Source organism: Actinoplanes sp. DH11 (assembly GCF_020873875.1).
Lineage (GTDB): Bacteria > Actinomycetota > Actinomycetes > Mycobacteriales > Micromonosporaceae > Actinoplanes.
Map to the genome: position 1 here is coordinate 42,429 of NZ_JAHWGU010000032.1, position 20,698 is coordinate 63,126.

16 protein-coding genes are annotated in these 20,698 nt (G+C 70.3%); 11 read left to right on the forward strand and 5 right to left on the reverse strand.

All coding sequences use genetic code 11. The annotated features are described in order from the left end of the window. The first annotated feature begins 155 nt into the window (after window positions 1-155). From LPA41_RS34090 to LPA41_RS34135, 10 genes are all read left to right on the forward strand, one after another. Window positions 156-689 carry a Rieske (2Fe-2S) protein gene (locus tag LPA41_RS34090; RefSeq protein ID WP_229075281.1) on the forward strand — a complete coding sequence of 178 codons (534 nt, stop codon included), beginning with the start codon at window positions 156-158 and terminating at the stop codon, window positions 687-689. Between the two features lie 122 nt (window positions 690-811). Next, on the forward strand, window positions 812-2,872 hold the full coding sequence (gene uvrC, locus LPA41_RS34095; RefSeq protein ID WP_229075282.1) for an excinuclease ABC subunit UvrC: 2,061 nt from the start codon (window positions 812-814) through the stop codon (window positions 2,870-2,872). Between the two features lie 119 nt (window positions 2,873-2,991). After that, window positions 2,992-3,894, forward strand: coding sequence for an RNase adapter RapZ (gene rapZ / locus LPA41_RS34100; protein ID WP_229075351.1), 903 nt, complete (start codon window positions 2,992-2,994; stop codon window positions 3,892-3,894). Between the two features lie 17 nt (window positions 3,895-3,911). Next, on the forward strand, window positions 3,912-4,991 hold the full coding sequence (locus tag LPA41_RS34105) for a 2-phospho-L-lactate transferase CofD family protein (RefSeq protein WP_229075284.1): 1,080 nt from the start codon (window positions 3,912-3,914) through the stop codon (window positions 4,989-4,991). 58 nt (window positions 4,992-5,049) lie between these two features. Next, window positions 5,050-6,030 carry a DNA-binding protein WhiA gene (gene whiA / locus LPA41_RS34110; protein ID WP_014441726.1) on the forward strand — a complete coding sequence of 327 codons (981 nt, stop codon included), beginning with the start codon at window positions 5,050-5,052 and terminating at the stop codon, window positions 6,028-6,030. Window positions 6,031-6,318: 288 nt separating this feature from the next. After that, entirely contained in the window at window positions 6,319-7,317 is a 999-nt protein-coding gene (gene gap / locus LPA41_RS34115; RefSeq protein ID WP_229075285.1) for a type I glyceraldehyde-3-phosphate dehydrogenase, read from the forward strand. Window positions 7,318-7,323: 6 nt separating this feature from the next. Further along, window positions 7,324-8,520 carry a phosphoglycerate kinase gene (gene pgk / locus LPA41_RS34120; RefSeq protein WP_229075286.1) on the forward strand — a complete coding sequence of 399 codons (1,197 nt, stop codon included), beginning with the start codon at window positions 7,324-7,326 and terminating at the stop codon, window positions 8,518-8,520. Beyond that, the gene (tpiA, locus tag LPA41_RS34125) at window positions 8,520-9,311 is read left to right on the forward strand and encodes a triose-phosphate isomerase (protein ID WP_229075288.1); all 792 of its coding nucleotides are present in this window, start codon (window positions 8,520-8,522) and stop codon (window positions 9,309-9,311) included. Before pgk ends, tpiA begins: the two co-directional genes overlap by 1 nt. A 97-nt stretch (window positions 9,312-9,408) precedes the next feature. Further along, window positions 9,409-9,660, forward strand: a complete 252-nt coding sequence (secG, locus tag LPA41_RS34130; RefSeq protein ID WP_229075290.1) for a preprotein translocase subunit SecG — start codon at window positions 9,409-9,411, stop codon at window positions 9,658-9,660. Between the two features lie 150 nt (window positions 9,661-9,810). Then, a complete protein-coding gene (locus tag LPA41_RS34135) occupies window positions 9,811-10,152 on the forward strand; it encodes an RNA polymerase-binding protein RbpA (protein ID WP_229075292.1) in 342 nt (113 codons plus the stop codon). 3 nt (window positions 10,153-10,155) lie between these two features. On the opposite strand, the gene LPA41_RS34140 is transcribed toward LPA41_RS34135, so the two are convergent. After that, window positions 10,156-10,752 (reverse strand): GNAT family N-acetyltransferase, encoded by a 597-nt coding sequence (locus LPA41_RS34140; RefSeq protein ID WP_229075294.1) that lies wholly within the window; start codon window positions 10,750-10,752, stop codon window positions 10,156-10,158. Continuing rightward, a complete protein-coding gene (locus LPA41_RS34145; RefSeq protein ID WP_229075295.1) occupies window positions 10,727-11,719 on the reverse strand; it encodes a BTAD domain-containing putative transcriptional regulator in 993 nt (330 codons plus the stop codon). Before LPA41_RS34145 ends, LPA41_RS34140 begins: the two co-directional genes overlap by 26 nt. Before the next feature lie 238 nt (window positions 11,720-11,957). Here LPA41_RS34145 and LPA41_RS34150 point away from each other — a divergent pair, with 238 nt between their 5' ends. Beyond that, on the forward strand, window positions 11,958-17,300 hold the full coding sequence (locus LPA41_RS34150; protein ID WP_229075297.1) for a fibronectin type III domain-containing protein: 5,343 nt from the start codon (window positions 11,958-11,960) through the stop codon (window positions 17,298-17,300). Window positions 17,301-17,356: 56 nt separating this feature from the next. On the opposite strand, the gene pgl is transcribed toward LPA41_RS34150, so the two are convergent. The 3 genes from pgl to zwf form a co-directional block, all read right to left on the reverse strand. Next, window positions 17,357-18,067 (reverse strand): 6-phosphogluconolactonase, encoded by a 711-nt coding sequence (pgl, locus tag LPA41_RS34155; protein ID WP_229075299.1) that lies wholly within the window; start codon window positions 18,065-18,067, stop codon window positions 17,357-17,359. Window positions 18,068-18,140: 73 nt separating this feature from the next. After that, window positions 18,141-19,127 carry a glucose-6-phosphate dehydrogenase assembly protein OpcA gene (locus tag LPA41_RS34160; RefSeq protein ID WP_229075301.1) on the reverse strand — a complete coding sequence of 329 codons (987 nt, stop codon included), beginning with the start codon at window positions 19,125-19,127 and terminating at the stop codon, window positions 18,141-18,143. Beyond that, entirely contained in the window at window positions 19,124-20,641 is a 1,518-nt protein-coding gene (gene zwf, locus LPA41_RS34165) for a glucose-6-phosphate dehydrogenase (RefSeq protein WP_229075303.1), read from the reverse strand. Before zwf ends, LPA41_RS34160 begins: the two co-directional genes overlap by 4 nt. Window positions 20,642-20,698 lie beyond the last annotated feature (57 nt).

Sequence of the window (20,698 nt, forward strand, 5' to 3'; positions counted from 1 at the left end):
AGGCACGCCGCCCGGCCGGGACCCTAGTCTCGACCGGGCGGCGTGTTCCGGCATGAAACCGGTCGCGATCGGTGAACTGATCGCGAGTCCGGCCGCGTATGTAGGGGCGAATCCGCGTGAATGCCGTGCGGAAACCAGTACTGGGAGGGCTACACATGACCGACGTGCAGACGAGGACCGACGCCGAGGAGAGCCAGGCGGGCCGCACGGGCGGCACCCCGACCCGGCGCGGTGTCCTGGTCGGCGCCGGGGCGCTCGGCGCCACCGCGGTCCTGGCTGCCTGCGGCACCGACGGCAGCGGCACCAACCCGAACGGCACCGACTTCGACAGCGACCCGGCACCGGCCGGCAGCACGACCGCGGGCGGCGGCACCGGCGACGGCGGCGGTGACAGCGGTGGTTCCGGCGGTGCCGTGCTGGTGTCGGCCGCCGAGGTGACCGTGGGCGGCGGCGTGATCACCGACAACCTGGTGGTCACCCAGCCGACCGAGGGCCAGTTCAAGGCGTTCAGCAAGATCTGCACCCACCAGGGCTGCGAGGTCAGCGAGATCAAGGACGGCCAGATCATCTGCCGCTGCCACAACAGCTTCTTCTCGATCAAGGACGGTGCGCCGACCTCCGGGCCGGCCCAGCAGCCGCTCTCCGAGACGAAGGTGAAGCTGGACGGCGACAACGTGGTGCCAGCCTGACGCCGATCACCCGCGGCCGGCCCTGAGGGACTCGGGCAAGGGCCGGAGGCCCGGCGCCGTGGCGGCGGCACCGAGCCTCCGGTCGGGCAATTCTGTCAGTCCCAGGCACTACTGTTGGAGATGTGCCAGACCCGTCCACCTATCGCCCCGCTCCGGGTACCATCCCGGACGCACCGGGCGTCTACCGCTTCCGTGACCCGTCCGGCCGGGTGATCTACGTCGGCAAGGCGAAAAGCCTGCGTAACCGGCTCAACTCCTACTTCGCCGACACCTGGTCGCTGCACGCACGCACCCAGCAGATGGTGACCACCGCCGGCAGTGTGGACTGGGTCACGGTCGGCACCGAGGTCGAGGCACTGCAGCTGGAGTTCTCCTGGATCAAGGAGTTCGACCCGCGCTTCAACGTCAAGTACCGGGACGACAAGTCGTACCCGTTCCTGGCCGTCACCCTCAACGAGGAGTTCCCCCGCCTCCAGGTGATGCGCGGCGCCAAGCGCAAGGGGGTGCGCTACTTCGGGCCCTACTCGCACGCGTGGGCCATCCGCGAGACGCTCGACCTGCTGCTGCGGGTCTTCCCGGCGCGCACCTGCTCGGCCGGGGTCTTCAAGCGGCACGGCCAGATCGGGCGGCCCTGCCTGCTGGGCTACATCGGCAAGTGCGCGGCGCCCTGCGTCGGCCAGGTCGATGCCGAGCAGCACCGGGGCATCGTCGACGACTTCTGCGATTTCATGGCCGGCCGGTCCGACACCTTCGTGAAGCGGCTGGAGCGCGAGATGCTCCAGGCCTCCGAGGAGCTGGAGTTCGAGCGCGCGGCCCGGCTGCGCGACGACATCGCCGCCCTGCGCCGGGCCATGGAGAAGCAGGCCGTGGTGCTCGGCGACGGCACCGACGCCGACGTGGTGGCCTTCGCCGAGGATCCGCTCGAGGCGGCCGTGCAGGTCTTCCACGTGCGCGACGGCCGGGTCCGCGGTCAGCGCGGCTGGGTGGTGGAGAAGGTCGAGGACCTCACCACCGGTGACCTGGTGCACCACTTCTGCACCCAGATGTACGGTGAGTCCTCCGGCGAGACCGACGTGCCCCGCGAGCTGCTGGTGCCCGCCCTGCCGGACGACGCGGAGGCGCTCGCCGAGTGGCTCAGCCAGCGCCGGGGCAGCCGGGCCGGGCTGCGGGTGCCGCAGCGCGGTGACAAGAAGTCGCTGATGGAGACGGTGTCCCGCAACGCCGCCGAGTCGCTGCAGCGGCACAAGCTGCGCCGGGCCGGCGACCTGACCACGCGCAACAAGGCGATCGAGGAGATCGCCGAGGCGCTCGGGATGGAGTCGGCGCCGCTGCGCATCGAGTGTTACGACGTCTCGCAGATCCAGGGCACCGACGTGGTCGCGTCCATGGTCGTCTTCGAGGACGGCCTGGCCCGCAAGAGTGAGTACCGTCGTTTCGCCGTGCGCGGCAACCCGGACGGCAGCGGCACCGACGACCTCTCCGCGATGACCGAGGTGATGCGGCGGCGGTTCGCCAGGTTCAAGGCACAGCCCGGTGCGGACGCGCCGCGCGACCGGCCGGAGTCCGACATCGCCGACGAGGCCGCCGACGACAAGCTGCACGGTTACGAGCCCGAGCCCGAGCCCGAGCCCGGTGCCGAGCCCGGTGCCGAGCCCGGTGCCGAGCCCGGTGCCGAGCTGGGGACCAAGGAGCTGCCCGGCGTCGACCCGCTCACCGGCAAGCCGCGCCGCTTCGCCTACCCGCCTCAGCTCGTCGTCGTGGACGGCGGCCAGCCCCAGGTGAACGCGGTCGCCGCGGTCTTCTCCGAGCTCGGCATCACCGACGTGGCACTGTGCGGGCTGGCGAAGCGGCTGGAGGAGGTGTGGCTGCCGGGTGAGGACTTCCCGGTGATCCTGCCGCGCACCTCGGAGGCGCTCTACCTGCTCCAGCGGGTCCGGGACGAGGCGCACCGGTTCGCCATCACGTTCCACCGGCAGCGCCGGTCGAAACGGATGACGGCGTCCGCGCTCGACGACATCGCCGGCCTGGGCGAGGTGCGGCGCAAGGCGTTGCTGCGCCACTTCGGGTCGCTCAAGCGCCTGGCCGCGGCCACCCCGGAGGAGGTCGCCGAGGTGCCGGGCATCGGCCGGCGCACGGCGGAGACGGTCCTGGCCGCGCTGCAGGGGGAAGCTTCCGGGGCCTGACCTCGTTGAGTTGGCGGACAGGCTGTCCGGCGGCCGGTGGGCCGCCCGTCGGCCTAGGATGTTGTGTCCGCTCGGGTGAAGCGGGCGAAGCGATGCGGGAGGCGTGGGTGACGGAAGCGATGCCGGACCTCGGATCCGACAATGTGGTGGAGCCCGACGAGGCCGGTACCGACCTGGTGGTGGTGACCGGACTCTCCGGCGGCGGGCGCAGCACGGTGGCCCGCGCCCTGGAGAACGTCGGCTTCTACGTGGTCGACAACTTGCCGCAGGCCCTGATGCTGGAGATGGCCGAGCTGGCGTTCGCGGCCGGCGGCGCGGCCCGGCGCACCGCGATGGTGCTCGACGTGCGCAGCCGGGCCTTCTCCACCGACCTGGCCGGTGCGGTCCGCGAGCTCAAGGAGCGTGGTTTCTCGCCGCGTGTGGTGTTCGTGGACGCCGACGACGAGGTGCTGATCCGGCGGTTCGAGTCGGTGCGGCGCTCGCACCCGTTGCAGGGCGACGGGCGGCTCGCCGACGGGATCGCCGCCGAGCGCAAGCTGCTCGAGGAGGCGCGCGACCAGGCCGATGTGATCATCGACACCAGTCACCTGAACGTGAACCAGCTCCGCCGCCGGGTCGAGGAGCTGTTCAGCGGCGACGACTCGCGGCGGCTGCGGATCACGGTGCTGTCCTTCGGCTTCAAGTACGGCCTGCCGCCGGACGCCGACTACGTGCTGGACGCCCGGTTCCTGCCGAACCCGTTCTGGGTGCCGGAGCTGCGCGAGCACACCGGCCTGGAGGAGGGTGTCAGCAGCTACGTCCTGGGTCAGGAGGGTGCGTCCGACTTCGTGGGGACCTACGCCGGCCTGATCGCGGCGACCGCGCCCGGCTTCGAGCGGGAGGGCAAGCGTTACCTCACCGTCGCCATCGGTTGCACCGGTGGCAAGCACCGCAGCGTCGCCATAGCCGAGGAGCTCACGTCGCGGTTGTCCGGGATGCGGCTCTCCGCGCATACCTCGCACCGCGATCTGGGGCGCGAGTGACGGCATCCGGGGCGCGAGTGACGGCGGCGGCCCCGATCCGGGTTGTCGCGTTCGGCGGCGGGCACGGCCTGAGCGCCTCGCTGCGCGCCCTGCGGCACTGCGCCCGCGACCTGCCGCTGGACATCACCGCGATCGTGACGGTCGGCGACGACGGTGGGTCGAGCGGCCGGCTGCGTGCCGAGCGGGACGCGTTGCTGCCACCGGGTGACCTGCGGCAGGCCCTGGCGGCGCTGGCGGCCGACCACCCGACCGCCCGGCGTACCGCGGCCCTGATGCAGCACCGTTTCGCGGCGATGCCCGGCCGGGAGGCCGCCCGGGTGGCGGTGCCCGCTCAGGGCGCCGGCAAGACCGCTCCGCTCCCGCTGGATCGGATCACCGTCCGGGGCCCCCGGGTGGAGCGCCGCGCCGACCGGTCCAAGGACTCGCTGGCCGGTCACGCCGTGGGGAACCTGCTGCTCCTCGGCCTGATCGAGATGCTCGGCGACCCGGTGGCGGCGCTGGACCACGCGGCCGAGATGGTCGGCGCGCAGGGCCGGGTGCTGCCGATGGCCCGGCACGCGGTCGGCATCGAGGCGGACGTGTCCGGCGGCGAGGGCGAGCCGGTCACCGTGCGCGGGCAGCACTCGGTGGCGGTGGCGGACGGCCGGGTGACCGCGTTGCGGCTCGTCCCGGCGGACCCGCCGGCCTGCCCGGAGGCGATCGCGGCGGTGAGCCGCGCCGACTGGCTGATCTTCGGGCCGGGCAGCTGGTACACGAGCGTGCTCCCGCACCTGCTGGTGCCGGAGCTGGCGGCGGCGATCGTGGCGAGTCCGGCCCGCCGCCTGGTCACGCTGAACCTCAGTGCGGACCGGGAGACGTCGGGCCTCTCCACCGCCGACCACCTGGCGGCGCTGCACTGGTACCTTCCGGAGCTCCGGGTGGACGCGGTGCTGGCCGACGCCAGATGGGCGGGTGAGCCGGAGCCGGTCCGGGCGGCGGCCCGGGAGCTGGGTGCGGAGCTCGTTCTGGCACCCGTCGCCGTCGCGGACGGCAGCCCACGGCATGATCCTGAGTCGTTGGGAGTTGCACTGGTGCCAGTATTGGGCGCCGCTCGTTAGTCAGTGGCGTAGTGCGGCACACCCTGTTCACGATCCGGCGCATGAGGTGACGAAGACGATGGCTATGACGGCAGCAGTCAAGGACGAGCTGAGCCGGGTCGACGTACCCAAGCCCTGCTGTCGCCGGGCCGAGATGGCGGCTCTGCTGCGTTTCGCCGGCGGCCTGCACATCGTCTCCGGGCGGGTCGTGGTGGAGGCGGAGCTGGACACCGGCGCGGTCGCGCGGCGGCTGCGGCGGGAGATCGCGGACGTCTACGGGTACCCGAGCGAGGTGCACGTGCTCGCCTCCGGCGGCCTGCGCAAGGGCAGCCACTACATCGTCCGGATCGTCAAGGACGGCGAGGTGCTGGCCCGGCAGACCGGTCTGCTGGACGTGCGCGGCCGCCCGGTCCGCGGCCTGCCGCAGCACGTGGTGAACGGCAACGTCTGCTGCTCGGTGGCGGCCTGGCGGGGCGCGTTCATGGCGCACGGCTCGCTGACGGAGCCGGGCCGGTCAAGCGCCCTGGAGATCACCTGCCCGGGCCCGGAGGCCGCTCTCGCCCTGCGCGGCGCGGCCCGGCGGATCGGGATCACCGCGAAGGAGCGCGAGGTGCGCGGCGTCGACCGCGTGGTGATCAAGGACGGCGACGCGATCGCCGCGCTTCTCACCCGGATCGGGGCGCACTCCAGCGTGCTGGCCTGGGAGGAGCGGAGGGTACGCCGTGAGGTGCGCGCCACCGCGAACCGGCTGGCCAACTTCGACGACGCGAACCTGCGCCGTTCCGCCCGTGCGGCGGTCGCGGCGGCGGCCCGGGTCACCCGGGCGCTGGAGATCCTCGCCGACGACGCGCCGAACCACCTGACCTCGGCCGGCCGGCTGCGGCTGGAGCACCGGCAGGCCTCGCTGGAGGAGTTGGGCGCGCTGGCCGATCCGCCGCTCACGAAGGATGCGATCGCCGGCCGTATAAGGCGTCTGCTCGCCCTCGCCGACAAGCGTGCCCGCGATCTCGGCATCCCCGACACCGAGGCGGCCGTCACACCGGAGATGATGGCCTGCTGAGCAGGGAGTGACCTTCGGCCCGGTCCGGACCGGTACCCAATTTAGATAACGTTCAGGTCGCGCCCCGCCGCTTCGCGGTCCTGCGGTCTCGGATAGGGTCACTGGTGACGGCGACGGTGCCGGCAGTTCGGCCGAACCCCCCGCTGTGACGCCGCCAGCCACGGCTGCGGCGGTCCACGCTCTTTCGGGCGCGGCGGCCGGGCGCCCTTGTGCCAGCCCTCACCACGGCCGGCATGCAGACCCTCCGCCGGTCGCAGAACCCGGCGGACCGAAACGAGGAGACCACCTGTGACCATCCGGGTTGGCATCAACGGCTTCGGCCGTATCGGTCGTAACTTCTTCCGGGCGGTTCTCGCGTCCGGCGCCGACATCCAGATCGTGGGCGTCAACGACCTGACCGACAACGCCACTCTCGCCCACCTGCTGAAGTACGACAGCATCCTGGGCCGTCTGGGCCACGAGGTGAAGGCGACCGCCGACGAGATCACCGTTGGTGGTCAGACGTTCAAGGCGTTCGCCGAGCGCGACCCGAACAACCTGCCCTGGGGCGACCTGGGCGCGGACGTCGTCATCGAGTCGACCGGCTTCTTCACCGACGCCAGCAAGGCGAAGGCGCACGTCGACAAGGGCGCGAAGAAGGTCATCATCTCGGCGCCCGCCAAGAACGAGGACATCACGATCGTGATGGGCGTCAACGACAACCTGTACGACGGCGCGAAGCACACGATCATCTCGAACGCTTCCTGCACCACCAACTGCCTCGCCCCGATGGCGAAGGTCCTGAACGACAGCATCGGGATCGAAAAGGGTCTGATGACCACGATCCACGCCTACACCCAGGACCAGAACCTCCAGGACGGCCCGCACAAGGACCTGCGTCGCGCCCGTGCCGCCGCCCTGAACATCGTGCCGACCTCGACCGGTGCCGCGAAGGCCGTCAGCCTGGTGCTGCCGGAGCTGAAGGGCAAGCTGGACGGTTACGCGCTGCGGGTGCCGATCCCCACCGGCTCGGCCACCGACCTCACCTTCACCGCCGCTCGCGAGACGTCGGTCGAGGAGGTCAACGCCGCGATCAAGGCCGCGGCCGAGGGCCCGCTCAAGGGCATCCTGGTCTACACCGAGGACGAGATCGTGTCGGCCGACATCGTCACCGACCCGGCCTCCTGCATCTTCGACGCCGGCCTCACCAAGGTCATCGGCAACCAGGTCAAGGTCGTCGGCTGGTACGACAACGAGTGGGGTTACTCGAACCGCCTCGTCGACCTGGTCAAGCTGGTCGGGGCCTGATCTCTCTTGAAGACTCTCGACGACCTGCTCGGCGAGGGTGTCTCGGGTCGGCGCGTGTTCGTGCGCGCCGACCTGAACGTCCCGTTCGACAAGAGCAACCCGGGTGTCATCAGCGATGACGGCCGCGCCCGCGCGGTGCTGCCGACGCTGATCGCCCTGCGTGACGCGGGCGCTCGCGTGATCGTGGCGTCCCACCTGGGCCGCCCGAAGGGCGCGCCGGATCCCAAGTTCACCCTCGCGCCGGTCGCTACCCGGCTGGGCGAGCTGCTCGGCTCGCCGGTGGTCTTCGCTGAGGACACCGTCGGCGCCTCCGCGTCGGCCGCTGTCGAGGCCCTGCAGGACGGCCAGGTGCTGCTCCTGGAGAACCTGCGGTTCAACGAGGGTGAGACCTCGAAGGACGACGCGGTCCGCGGCGCGTTCGCCGACCAGCTGGCCGCGTTCGCCGACTTCTACGTGGACGACGCGTTCGGTGCGGTGCACCGCAAGCACGCCTCGGTCTACGACGTGCCGGCCCGCCTGCCGCACTACGCCGGTGGCCTCGTGCTCAAGGAGGTCGAGGTGCTCCGTAAGGTCTCCGAGACCCCGGAGCAGCCCTATGTGGTCGTGCTCGGCGGTTCCAAGGTCTCCGACAAGCTCGCCGTGATCCAGGCGCTGCTGCCCAAGGTGGACAAGCTGCTGGTCGGTGGCGGCATGTGCTTCACCTTCCTCAAGGCGCAGGGTCACGAGGTGGGCAAGTCCCTCCTCGAGACGGAGATGATCTCCGTGTGTGCCGACCTGCTGGCGCAGGCGGACGGCCGGATCGTGCTGCCCGTCGACGTGGTGGCCGCGACCGAGTTCTCCGCGGACGCCACGCACGACGTCGTGGACGTCTCGGAAATCCCGGCGGACCGGCTCGGCCTGGACATCGGCCCGCGCTCGACCGAGCTCTTCGCCTCGGCGGTGGCCGGCGCGCGGACCGTGTTCTGGAACGGCCCGATGGGCGTCTTCGAGCTGGCGCCGTTCGCGGCCGGCACCCGGGGCGTCGCCGAGGCCATCACCAAGATCGACGGCTTCTCGGTCGTCGGCGGCGGCGACTCGGCCGCGGCCGTGCGCACGCTCGGCCTGGACGAAACGGCGTTCGGACACATCTCCACCGGCGGGGGCGCGTCCCTGGAGTACCTCGAAGGCAAGACGCTGCCGGGCGTCGCCGCTCTGGAGAAGTGATGGGTGACGTGACCCGCAAGCCGATCATCGCCGGCAACTGGAAGATGAACCTCAACCACTACGAGGCGAACCTTCTGGTGCAGAAGCTGGCCGCGAGCCTGACGGCCGCGCAGCTGGAGGCCGTCGAGGCCGTCGTGCTGCCGCCCTTCACCGATCTGCGCACCGTGCAGACCGCGATCGAGGGCGACAAGCTGGCCATCGCCTACGGCGCGCAGGACATCTCGCAGCACGCCTCCGGCGCGTACACCGGCGAGATCTCCGGTGCCATGCTGGCGAAGCTCGGCTGCACCTACGTGGTGATCGGGCACTCCGAGCGCCGCGAGTACCACAACGAGACCGACCAGCTGATCAACGCGAAGATCAAGGCGGCGTTCGCAGCCGGCCTGACCCCGATCTTCTGCGTCGGCGAGGGTCTGTCCGTCCGTGAGGAGGCCGCGCACGTGGGCCACTGCACGGCGCAGGTCGACGCGGGGCTCGAGGGCCTCAAGGAAGACCAGATCAAGCAGATCGTCATCGCGTACGAGCCGGTCTGGGCGATCGGCACCGGCAAGACCGCCACGCCGGACGACGCGCAGGAGGTCTGCGGTGCCATCCGGGCACGGCTGACCGAGAAGTTCGGCGCCGACGTGGCGGGCGCGGTACGCATCCAGTACGGCGGCTCGGTCAAGGCGGCGAACATCGCTTCGATCATGTCGCAGCCGGACGTGGACGGCGCACTGGTCGGCGGCGCGAGCCTGGACGCCGAGGAGTTCGCCTCCATCGTGCGCTTCCCGGAGCACGTCGCCCGCTGATCCGAGGGCAGAACGCGCGTGCCCGGCCGGTCAGATCGGCCGGGCATTCGCTATTGTGGGACCGCTGCTGTGCCCTTCGAGAGGAATGAACCCGACCATGCCGATCGGATTCGCTTACACGTTGATCGTGTTGCTGATCATCACCAGCATTTTGCTGACCCTGCTGATCCTGCTTCACCGGGGCAAGGGCGGCGGCATGTCGAGCATGTTCGGCGGTGGCGTCACCTCCAGCCTGGCCGGTTCCTCGGTGGCGGAGAAGAACCTGGACCGCTACACCGTGCTGGTGGGCATCATCTGGTTCGCCTGCATCGTCGGCCTCGGCTTCTGGCTCAAGCTCGCCATCGCTTAGTAACTTCCTGTAGCGGCCTCGGGGTCGTACAATCTGCCGCGCGGCCGGTTTTTCCGGCCGCGCGGTTTTTTGTCCTCGCCGTCCGATTTTTGAGTGATCTCGAAGCAGAGTCGACGGCTTCCGAGGCCCCTCGAGACAGGAGTGACGTCCGTGTCCAGTGGCAGCGCTATCCGTGGCAGTCGTGTCGGGTCCAGTCCGATGCGACCCGACGAGCGCACCGAACCCGCACCGCGCCGGCAGATCACGTACTTCTGTGCCGCCGGCCATGACAGCCAGATCTGGTTCGCGGCCGAGGTCGCGACGCCGGAGACGTGGGACTGCCCGCGCTGCGGTCAGCCGGCCGGCCTCGACCGGTCGAACCCGCCGGGGCGGCTGCGCGCCGAACCGTACAAATCTCATCTGGCCTATGTGAAGGAGCGCCGCAGCGAGGAGGATGCCGCCGCGATCCTCGCCGAGGCGCTGGCGAAGCTGCGGCAGCGCCGCGGCGAGTGACCCTCAGGTGATCGGGCTGGTGTCCCGGCCGAGGAAGAGCGCCCCGGCGTCCGCCACCTCGATGTCGTGGAACCCCAGCCGGTGGTAGAAGGCGTAGGCCCCGTGATTCTCCGGGGCCATGCCGAGGTGCACCCGGGGCACACCGGCGGCCCGCAGACCGTCCAGGAAGGCGGCCATCAGCGCCCGCCCGAGTCCTTTGCCCTGGGTCTGCGGCAGCAGGTCGATGTGCAGATGGGCCGGGTAATCCGCCAGTTCCGGCATCAGCATCCGCTCCGGGTCGCGGTGCAGGGCCAGCATCGACTCGTCGCGCGGATCACCGTCGGTCAGCCGGCCGGCGGTGGCCGGCAGCCACTGAGCCCGGTACCACCGCACGAACGCGGCGGTGTCCGCGGTGCCGAGGATGTAGCCGAGCACGGTGCCGTCACCGGCGTCGACCACATAGGCGTGCTCCGGCTCACGTGTCACATAGGGCACCGCCCAGATGTCCCCGAGCAGGCGGTCCGAACTGTGGAGTCCGCGCGCGTCCTGCCCGGCTGCGCCGGTGCGCACACAGATGTCGTAGATCGCCTCGAGGTCACTGGGCCGGTAACTGCGGATCATCGCTGCAGTCTAGGAGAGCGTGCACGGCCTGATGCGCGCGCCGCAACCGCGCCCCGGGTTCGATGCCGAGGTCGTCGGCGAGGCGCCTACGGATCGTGGCGAACTGGCGTAGTGCGGCGGCCCGGTCGCCGTCCGCGGCGAGCGCCTCGATCAGCCGGGCGTGCAGCCCCTCGTGATGGTGCTCGGTGGCGGCCAGCTCCTGCAGGTCGCGGATGGCAGCCTCGGGGCGCCCGGTTCGGGCCGAGGCGTCGGCGTACGCGATGACGGCGTCCACCCGCCCGCGGGTGAGTGCCGCCGCGGCGGGGTGGCGGCACAGGCGTTCCTGGCTGCCGGCTGCTACCGGTCCGCGCCAGCAGCTCAGGGCCTCCGCCCAGAGCCCGGTCGCCTCGGCGTCGCCGGCGGCGGCCCGCGCCCGGCGGACGAGCCGGGTGAACCGTCCGGCGTCGACCAGGTCGTCGTCCATCTCCAGTTGGTACCCGCCGCGCAGCCGGCGCAGCACCCCGCCCGGTGACCGCGGCGCCTCCTGCGGTGCCACGAGCCGGCGCAGCCGTCCGGCCATCGCCTGCACCTGACCGAGGCAGCTCCGCGGTGGCCGGTCGCCCCAGAGCACGTCGACAGTCTCGTCCTGGGACACGAACTCGTTGCGGCGCAGCGCCAGCAGCCCCAGCAGGGTGCGCTGGGCCGGCGGCCCGAGTTCCAGGTCGATACCGAGGCGGCGGGCGGTGACCGGCCCGAGGACGCCGATCCGTAGCCGGCGTTCCACAGCGACGGTCAGGAGCTGCCGGCGTTCGGTGTCGGTGAGGCTCAGCGCCGAGGCCAGCCGGTCGACGGAGGCCGGGCGAGGGTGGTCGACCCGGCCGTTCTCGATGTCCCGGACCGCGCGGACGCTGATGCCGCTGCGGTCGGCGAGCTCGTCCTGGGTGAGGCCGGCGCGCATGCGCAGGCGCCGCAGGATGGAAACACTCATGACGGCTCCCGTGTCGTCTTGCACCCCGTGTGCGGCACCGAACGGTCAAGTGCCTCCGAGTCTGCCGGATCTTCTGCCGGTCGTCGATGCCGGATCGGGAGCCGAAGCCGATTTATGCAGGTCGATGCGGTGTGGTGGCGATGTCCGCCCCGCTCCGATCTTGATGATCGACGCTGGAAAATTCCTCCGGTCTGCGATCTATGGTGCGCACGGTGATCTATCCGGAGGCGGTGCGGCAATGAGGTACGGACGTTGGCGGGCTCGATGGGGCGCGGGGGCCCTGTCGGCCGCGTTGGTGGCGGCCGGGCTGGCGGTGACCGGCCCCGCGCCGGCCGTCGCGGGCACGATCCGGAATGCGGGTGCGCCGGGCGCACTCCCGGGCAAGTACATCGTCGACGTGGTCGAGTCGGTGCCCGGCTCACAGATGAGGGCCACGGCGAAGAGTCTGGTCGAGGAGCACGGCGGGACCGTCGAGTACGTCTACGAGGCGGTCGTCGGCGGCTTCTCGCTCACTGCCACCGAGGAGCAGGCCCGCGCTCTCGCGGGTGACCCGGCGGTGAGATCCCTCGACCAGGCCGTCGTGCTGGACCAGGCGGACACGCAGGAACTCGCGCCCTGGCACCTCGATCGACTCGACCAGCAGGAGTGGAACACCACGGAGGGCACCGGGGACGGGCGCTTCAGCCACGGGTTCTCCGACGTGCCGATCTACGTGGTGGACAGCGGCATTCACGTCGAGCATCCGGAATTCGGCGGCCGGGCCACCAAGTGGTTCAACGCGACGTCCGCAGCGGATGTCGACTGCAGCGGACACGGCACCGCGGTGGCCGGAGCAGCCGCGAGCGCGAAGTACGGGGTGTCCAAGCGCTCGCCGATCCGATCGGTGAAGGTGCGGGACTGCACCGAGCAAGGAAGCACTGACGCCGTCCTCATCCGGGGGCTGGAGCAGATCCTCGCGGCCACCACGACGCAGAGCATGCTGCCCGCGGTGGTGAACATCAGTTTGCAGAGCAAGACCGGCGTGGTGCCGGTCATCGACCGCGCCGTGACCGATCTCGTCGACGCCGGCTTCGTGGTCGTCACGGCCGCCGGCAACGACGGCCTGAAGGGGGTCGACGCGTGTGACCGGTCGCCGAGCCGGTCCAGCCGCACGAATGCGGGCGTCATCACGGTTGGCGCGACCGACAGGTACGACCGGCGGGCTGATTTCTCCAATGCCGGCCCGTGCGTGACGATCTGGGCTCCCGGTGAACAGATCCGGATCCTGTCGTCCAGCGGTGAGGGCGTGACACAGGACGAAGGGACGTCCCTTGCTGCGCCGCAGGTCGCCGGCGCGGCCGCCCTGGTCCTCGCGAAGCACCCCACCTTCACGCCGGCTCAGGTGAGGTCGGCGCTGCTCGCCGACGCGCTCACCGTCGACCCGCCGCTGGACCCGGCCAACGCCTCGACGTCCCGGCTGCTGCACCTCCCCGGCCCCGATCGTCCCGGCCTGCCGTCCAGCTCGAATCTCAACGACCTGTTCAACAGGTACGGCGATCTCGGCGGCCACTGGACCGGCGGCGACGAGACGATGTCGGCGGACCTCGGCAACGGCAAGGCGGCGTGGTTCTTCGGCGACACCATGATGGGGAAGGTCAACGCCGACCGCAGCCGCCCACCGGGCCAGCCGATGATCAACAACTCGGTCGTGATCCAGGAGGGCGACACGCTGACCAGGACGCTGCACCGCGGCACGGCCGAGCAGCCGGAGTCGTACGTCGGCGCCAAGGTTGACACCGACGACCTCGGCTGGTGGCCGGGGGAGAGCCGGCGCAACGGGAACACGCTGGAGGTCTTCTACACGCAGGTGAAGCGGGGCGGCGACGGCGGCGCGCTCTCCTACCGGACGGCCGGCCGGTCGATCGCCAAGTTCGCGGTGCCGAGCATGGAGCCGATCGGTGAGCCGGTGTCGCTGAAGCTGCACGCCGACTACAAGGTCGGCTGGGGCGCGGCGCTCGTGGACGGTACCGACGGCAAGACTTACATCTACGGCACCCACCGGGTCGGCGAGGTCGACAGCCTGTACGTGGCCCGGACCCCGCAGGGCACGCTGGCGGACACCTCGACCTGGGAGTATCTGACCAAGAACCAGGCAACGGCACAGCAGTGGTCATCCACGGAGACCGACGCCGCACCGATCATGACCGGCATCGGCGCCGGCTTCAGTGTGAAGCAGGTCGGCGGACAGTACGCCCTGGTCACCATGGACACCAGCGAGATCTTCAGCAACGAGGTCGTCGGGTACTTCGCGAAGGACCCGGCCGGACCGTTCACCCACCAGACGTCGCTGTACTCCGCACCGGAGCCGGCCGCACACCAGGGCGCCTGGGTCTACAACGCCCGCATGCACCCGGAGCAACGCGGCTCGAGCGGTGACACGATGGTGGTGTCGTACAACGTCGGCAGCTTCACCCCCGGCGCCTGCGACGCCGACGTGCACCTCTGTCGTCCGCGTTTCGTCACGGTGAAGCTCCAGCCACCGGCCGCCGGTCATCTGCTGCCGAATGCGCCGCAGAACGTCGTGGCGACGCCGTCGAACGTGGTCGCCACCAAGCCCGGTGACACGAAGGTGACTCTGACCTGGGAGCCGAACCCGTCGGCTGCCACCGGGCTGAAGTATTGGATCTATCAGCGCAACAGGCTCGACGCCACGAGCCAGTTCACCCGCGCGCACAAGGCGGTGACCGCGCGGAGCGTCCAGATCGACGTGAGCCGCAGTGGCACCTACGAGTTCAAGGTGTCGGCCGAGAACTCCGCGGGCGAGGGACCGCAGTCGTCCGTCGTCACCTCGCAGGTGCTCGTCGCCAGGCCGGCCGCGCCCGCGAATCTGGTGGGTACCGCGGGCGACGACCTCACGGCCGACCTCAGATGGGATCCCGTCACCGCCGCCGGCCTGGTGAAGTACAACGTGTACCAGCGCAACGTGACCGCGGGCGAGTCCGCGTTCAAGCTGAACGCGGCGGCGAACGTCGACGGCAGCACCGCGACGGTGGACGGTCTCCTCGCGGACAACGTCTACGAGTTCCAGGTGAAGGCGACGAACGGCGTCGAAGGGCCGGCCTCCAACACGGTGCGTCTGACGGCTCAGGCGGGGGCACCGGCGGCGCCGCAGGGCCTGACCGCCACGCAGAACCAGGACGGCACGATCCAGCTGAACTGGCGGGCCTCGGCGCCGGACGCCTGGTACTGGGTCTGGACCAAGGACGTGACCGACGACCCGGACCTCACCACGGGCTTCACGCGGTCGACGTACCCGATCAGCAGCGGCACCACCTTCACCGCCGGTTACCTCACCGCAGGCAACAAGTACGCCTTCTACGTGACGGCGATCGGCAAGTACGGCACGGACAGCCCGGCGTCCAACATCGCCCAGCAGGTGGCCCGGATCGCGCCGCCGCCCGCGCCGGCGAACCTCACCGCGACGCCGAACGACGACGGCACGATCAAGCTGAACTGGACCAGCTCGGGGCCGGAGATCTGGTACTACGTCCACAGCCGCAACGTCTCCAAGAACGAGACGGCCTTCACCCGGTCCAAGTACCCGATCAGCGAGGGCCCCACGTTCACTGCCGGTTACCTGACCAACGGCGACACCTACGAGTTCTACGTGACCGCGATCGGGCTCGGCGAGACGGAGAGCGCGCCGTCGAACAAGCGGCAGGCCAAGGCGGCGATCGCACCACCGCCCGCGCCGGCGAAGCTGACCGCCAGCTCCAACAACGACGGCACGATCGCGCTGAAATGGCAGTCCTCCGGACCCGACATCTGGTATTACGTCTGGTCGAAGGAGTCCACCGCGAGCACGTACACCCGCTCGCAGTACCCGATCAGCGACGGCACGACGTTCACCGCCGGGTACCTCTCGGTCGGCAAATCGTACGACTTCTACGTGACCGCGATCGGCGTCGGCGGCACGCAGAGCGGACCGTCGAACGTGGCCCGGGCCAAGTCCTACGTCCCGCCGCCCGCAGCACCGAGGAACCTCAAGGCGGTCGCCCGCAACGGTGAGGTCGACCTCTCCTGGAACTCGGTCGGCGCCGGCGTCTGGTACTACGTCTACAGCCGCAACGTCACCAAGAATCAGGGCTTCACCCGCTCGCAGTATCCGATCAGCAACGGCACGACGTTCACCGCCGGGTACCTGACGAACGGTGACACCTACGAGTTCTACGTGACCGCGATCGGCGACTTCGGCACCGAGAGCGCGCCGTCGGAGACCGTCCAGGCGGAACCGAACATGCCGCCGCCACCGCCACCGGCGAACCTCACCGCGAAACCGCAGAACGACGGCACCATCGACCTGACCTGGACCAACCAGGGAAGCGGCGTCGGGTACTGGGTCTACTTCAAGGACATCACCGACGACAGCAGCCTGACCGGTGGCTTCACTCGCTCCAAGTACCCGGTCATGAGCGGCGCCGCGTTCACCGCCGGCTACTTGGAGAACAAGCACAAGTACGCGTTCTACGTGACCGCCTTCAACGACGGCGGCGTGAGCGGCCGATCGTCGATCGTCTCGGCCACGTCGGTCATCCCGCCGCCACCCGCGCCGAAGCTCACCGGTAAGCAAAACAAGGACGGCACCATCACGCTGAACTGGAACAACGTCGGCGCCGGCCTCTGGTACTGGGTCTACATCCAAGACAGCGCGAACGGTACCTGGAAGCGGATCAAGTATCCGATCTCGGACGGCACCACCTTCACGGCCGGGTACCTGACGATCGGCAAGGCGTACTCGTTCCGGGTCACCACGATCGGGACCGGCGGTGAGAGCGTCGCCTCCAACACCGTCACCCTCGCCTCACGGGTGCCCCCGCCTACCGGCCTGACCGCGCGGTACAACAGCGACAAGGAGGCGATGCTGGACTGGGAGTCGGCGGACCCGGACGCCATGTTCTGGGTCTACGTACGGGACACCCGGACCAGCAAATGGACGCGGCAGGGCCTGCCGGTGAGCAAACGCACCTGGCAGATCGTCTCCCCGCTCGACGTCGGTGTGACCTACGAGTTCTTCGTGACGCAGGCCGCGACCGGCGGGGAGACCTTGCCCTCCAACACGGCGCGACTGCTGCTGATGCCGGCCTCGGACAGTGCCTGCGCCTCGGTCACCACCAGCTGGATCATGGATCCGCGGCTGGACCCGCGGAAGGGGCAGTTCGGGATGATCCAGCGCCGCGACATGACCGGCACCGCGTGCGGCAGCCGCAGTGGCAGCACCATCACGTTCGACGTCTCCTGGAACTCGCACGGCAACCGGTTGAACGACGGGGTGGTCAACTATCAGCTCTTCGACTGTGTGACCGGGCAGCGGGTGCAGCACGAGGCGATGCTCTACCAGACCTCGCCCGGGATCACCCAGGACCGGCGTCGCTACACCTACACCGTCAACCCGGCCCACCGCCATCGCGCGATCGTCACCGGCGGCGGCACCCTCCAGGTCAGGCACGGCAACCTCAACATCACCGCCCACTTCACCAACGCCAGCGATCCGCTGAACCTCTGGAACATCGACCCGTTCTGGGCGTCCAGCAGGTGTTTCTGACATAAGGAAGGGGGAGCTGCCGGAAGGCGGCTCCCCCTTTGTCGTCCCCAGTCCGCTCAGCGGATCTCAGCGGCCGCTGCCTGGTCCAGCAGCCAGAGCGTGCGGCGTACGCCCGTGGCACTCGCCGCCGGCAGGTGGGCGCCACCGTGGACCGCGCCGATCGGGGCCGCCTTGTCCGGACCGGCCGCGATCAGCCACACCTCCTCGGCGCTCTGAATCGTGGTGAACGTCAGCGTCACCCGCGTCGGCGGCGGCTTCGGGCTGTCGAACACGGCGGCGACCGTACCCTCGGCCTCCAGACCCGGATGTTCCGGGAACAGCGACGCCACGTGCCCGTCCTCGCCGACGCCCAGCATCAGCACGTCGAACCGGGGGAGCGGGGTGCCCAGCTCGTCGGCGTAACGGGCGGCGGCGGTGGTGGCGTCCAGGTCGTCGGACGGCGGCATCGCGTGGATCCGGGCCGGGTCCAGCGGCAGCTTGTCCAGCAGCGCCTCGCGGGCCTGGGTCTCGTTGCGGTCCGGGTCGCCGGACGGCAGGAACCGCTCGTCGCCCCACCACAGGTCCACCCGCGACCAGTCGATCGCGGCGGAGGCGGGCAGCTCGCGGACCGCGTGCAGCACCTTCGCGGCGACCCGGCCACCGGTCAGCACGATGCCGGCGTCGCCGTGCACCGCCTGCGCGTCGATGATCTTGATGACGAGCCGTGCCGCCACCGTCGACGCCAGGATGTCGGCGTCCGGAACGACCACGACCACGGTCTCACTCAATGTGAAGTCTCTCCCTATGAAGGACCGCCCGCCGCGATGCGACGGACGGCCCGGTGTCGGAATCCTGCGAAGATCAGGCGGCGGCACTCGCCGCGCGTGCGGCGAGCGTCGGGTCCTTCCAGACGTGTACGCGCATCGGCGCGCGATGGCTCAGCCCCGGCACACCGGCCATGGCGCTGAGCGCGTCCGCGTAGATCTGGTCGGCGTCGAGCCGGCGCAGCTCCTCGGCCAGCTCGTCACCGACCGGCCGCTTCGGCAGCGGCATGTACCTGTCCTCCTGGCCGGTCCGGCTGAACAGCGCGGTGCCCTCCTCACGGGTGACACGCACGCAGTCGCCGTTCTCGCACTGGAGTTCCACCGAGTGCATCCGGGGTGCCCGGTCGGTGTGCTCCAGCACCGGCTCGATGCCGAGGCGCGACTTCAACCAGCCCAGCATCAGCCACGCGGTGGGGTCCTTCTCCGGCGCCACGATGCGGGCGCCGATGACCCGGGCCTCGGTGGAGTCGAACGCGCCGGCCACCAGGGTGCGCCAGAGCGTGATCCGGGTCCAGGTCAGGTCGGTGTCACCGGGTGCGTAGTCGACGGCCCGCTGACGCAACGCGGCCACCGGGTCCGGTGCCTGCGCGGAGTCGGTGATCCGCCGGTCCGCCACGACGCCCAGGAAGTCGTTGGCGATCATGTTGGGCGGCTCCTCGTGCCACCAGCTGACCACCGGGACGTCCGGGGCGAGCAGCGGCATCACCACCGACTCGGCGTGCAGGGCGAGCCGGCCGTACATCCGCATCACGACCGCCTCGGCCGGGCCGAGACGCCCGCCCACCACGATCTCCGCGTCCAGCCGGCTGCGGCCCTCCAGGTCGGACCGCACCACGATGAGCAGCCGGCACGGGTGCGCGGCCGCGGCTATGGTGGCCGCAGCCTCCGCCTCGCGGACCTTCTTCTCCTCGACCACCGCGATCAGGGTGAGCGCGAGGCCGGAGGCCACGCCGCCGGCACTGCGCCGCTCGGCGGCCAGAGCCTTGACCACCTCGTTGCCGGTGGTGTCCCACAGGCCGATCATGCTCGCCTCCAAGCGCGACCCTCGCGGGCCAGCATCTCGTCCGAGGCCCGCGGGCCCCATTCGCCGGAGCGGTACGGTTCCGGGGTGGTGCCGGCCCAGGCCGCCTCCAGCGGGTCGATGACCCGCCACGACTGCTCGACCTCGGCCGCGTCCGGGAAGAGCGTCCGGTCGCCGATCAGGACGTCCAGCACCAGACGTTCGTACGCCTCCGGGCTGGACTCGGTGAACGCCTCGCCGTACTGGAAGTCCATCGCGATGTCGCGGACCTCCATGGCGGTGCCAGGCACCTTGGAACCGAACTTCAGCACCACGCCCTCGTCCGGCTGGACCCGGATGACCAGCTGGTTGTGGCCGAGCATCTCCACGTCGGCGGGGTCGAACGGCAGGTGCGGCGCCTGCTTGAAGAGGATCGCGATCTCGGTGACCCGCCGTGGCATCCGCTTGCCGACCCGCACGAAGAACGGGACGCCGGCCCAGCGCCGGTTCTGGATGCCGAGACGGACGGCCGCGTACGTCTCCGTCTTGGAATCCGGCGGGATGTTCGCCTCCTCCAGGTAGCCCGGTGCGCGCTCGCCGGCCACCCAGCCGGGCAGGTATTGCCCCCGGACCGAACCCTTGGAGATGTCCGCCGGCAGCGCGATCGCCTTGAGGACCTTGAGCTTCTCGGCCCGCACCTCCTGCGGGTCGAAGCTCGTCGGCTCCTCCATGGCGACCAGCGCGAGCAGCTGGAGCAGGTGGTTCTGGAGCACGTCGCGGGCGGCGCCGGACGCGTCGTAGAACGCCGCCCGGGTGCCGATGCCGACGTCCTCGGCCATGGTGATCTGCACGCTGTCGACGTACTTGGAGTTCCAGACCGGCTCGAACAGGCTGTTCGCGAAGCGCAGCGCCAGAATGTTCTGGACAGTCTCCTTGCCCAGGTAGTGGTCGATCCGGAAGACGTCGTCCGGGTTGAAGACGTCGTCCACGAGCTCGTTCAGCGCGACCGCCGAGGAGAAGTCGTGGCCGAACGGCTTCTCCACCACGACCCGGCGCCAGCCGCCCAGCTTCGCGTTGTCGGCGAGGCCGGTGCGGTTGAGCTGGTTGAGCACCAGCGGGAACGCGGCCGGCGGGATGGAGAAGTAGAAGGCGGTGTTGCCGGTGATCCCGTTGCGCGCACGGAGCTCGTCCAGGGTCTCGGCAAGCTTGTCGAAGTCGTCGTCGTCGTCGAACGAGCCGGGCACGAAGTGGAACTGGCTGTTGAGTCGCTGCCAGACGTCCTCGCGCCAGGGCGTCCGGGCGCCCTTCTTCGCGGAGGCGTAGGCCAGTGCCTCAAAGTCACCGTCGCCCCAGTCGGCCCGGGCGAAGCCCACGACCACGAAGCCGGGCGGCAGCAGACCCCGGTTGGCCAGGTCGTACACGGCCGGGATGAGCTTTTTACGGGACAGGTCACCGGTGACCCCGAAGATCACGAGAGCGCAGGGCTCCGGGATCCGCGGAAGCCGTCGGTCCTGTGCGGTACGCAGCGGATTACCCACGTTGCCATCCTGCCAGTTTTTAGCGAACGGAGCGGCCTGTCGCGACAGACGCGACAG

What these genes read in the sequence shown, in the direction of transcription:
- LPA41_RS34090 (WP_229075281.1), top strand. Translation starts at nt 156, where the DNA reads ATGACCGACGTGCAGACGAGGACCGACGCCGAGGAGAGCCAGGCGGGC.
- rapZ (WP_229075351.1), top strand. Translation starts at nt 2,992, where the DNA reads ATGCCGGACCTCGGATCCGACAATGTGGTGGAGCCCGACGAGGCCGGT.
- whiA (WP_014441726.1), top strand. Translation starts at nt 5,050, where the DNA reads ATGGCTATGACGGCAGCAGTCAAGGACGAGCTGAGCCGGGTCGACGTA.
- tpiA (WP_229075288.1), top strand. Translation starts at nt 8,520, where the DNA reads ATGGGTGACGTGACCCGCAAGCCGATCATCGCCGGCAACTGGAAGATG.
- secG (WP_229075290.1), top strand. Translation starts at nt 9,409, where the DNA reads ATGCCGATCGGATTCGCTTACACGTTGATCGTGTTGCTGATCATCACC.
- LPA41_RS34140 (WP_229075294.1), bottom strand. Translation starts at nt 10,752, where the DNA reads ATGATCCGCAGTTACCGGCCCAGTGACCTCGAGGCGATCTACGACATC.
- LPA41_RS34145 (WP_229075295.1), bottom strand. Translation starts at nt 11,719, where the DNA reads ATGAGTGTTTCCATCCTGCGGCGCCTGCGCATGCGCGCCGGCCTCACC.
- LPA41_RS34150 (WP_229075297.1), top strand. Translation starts at nt 11,958, where the DNA reads ATGAGGTACGGACGTTGGCGGGCTCGATGGGGCGCGGGGGCCCTGTCG.
- LPA41_RS34160 (WP_229075301.1), bottom strand. Translation starts at nt 19,127, where the DNA reads ATGATCGGCCTGTGGGACACCACCGGCAACGAGGTGGTCAAGGCTCTG.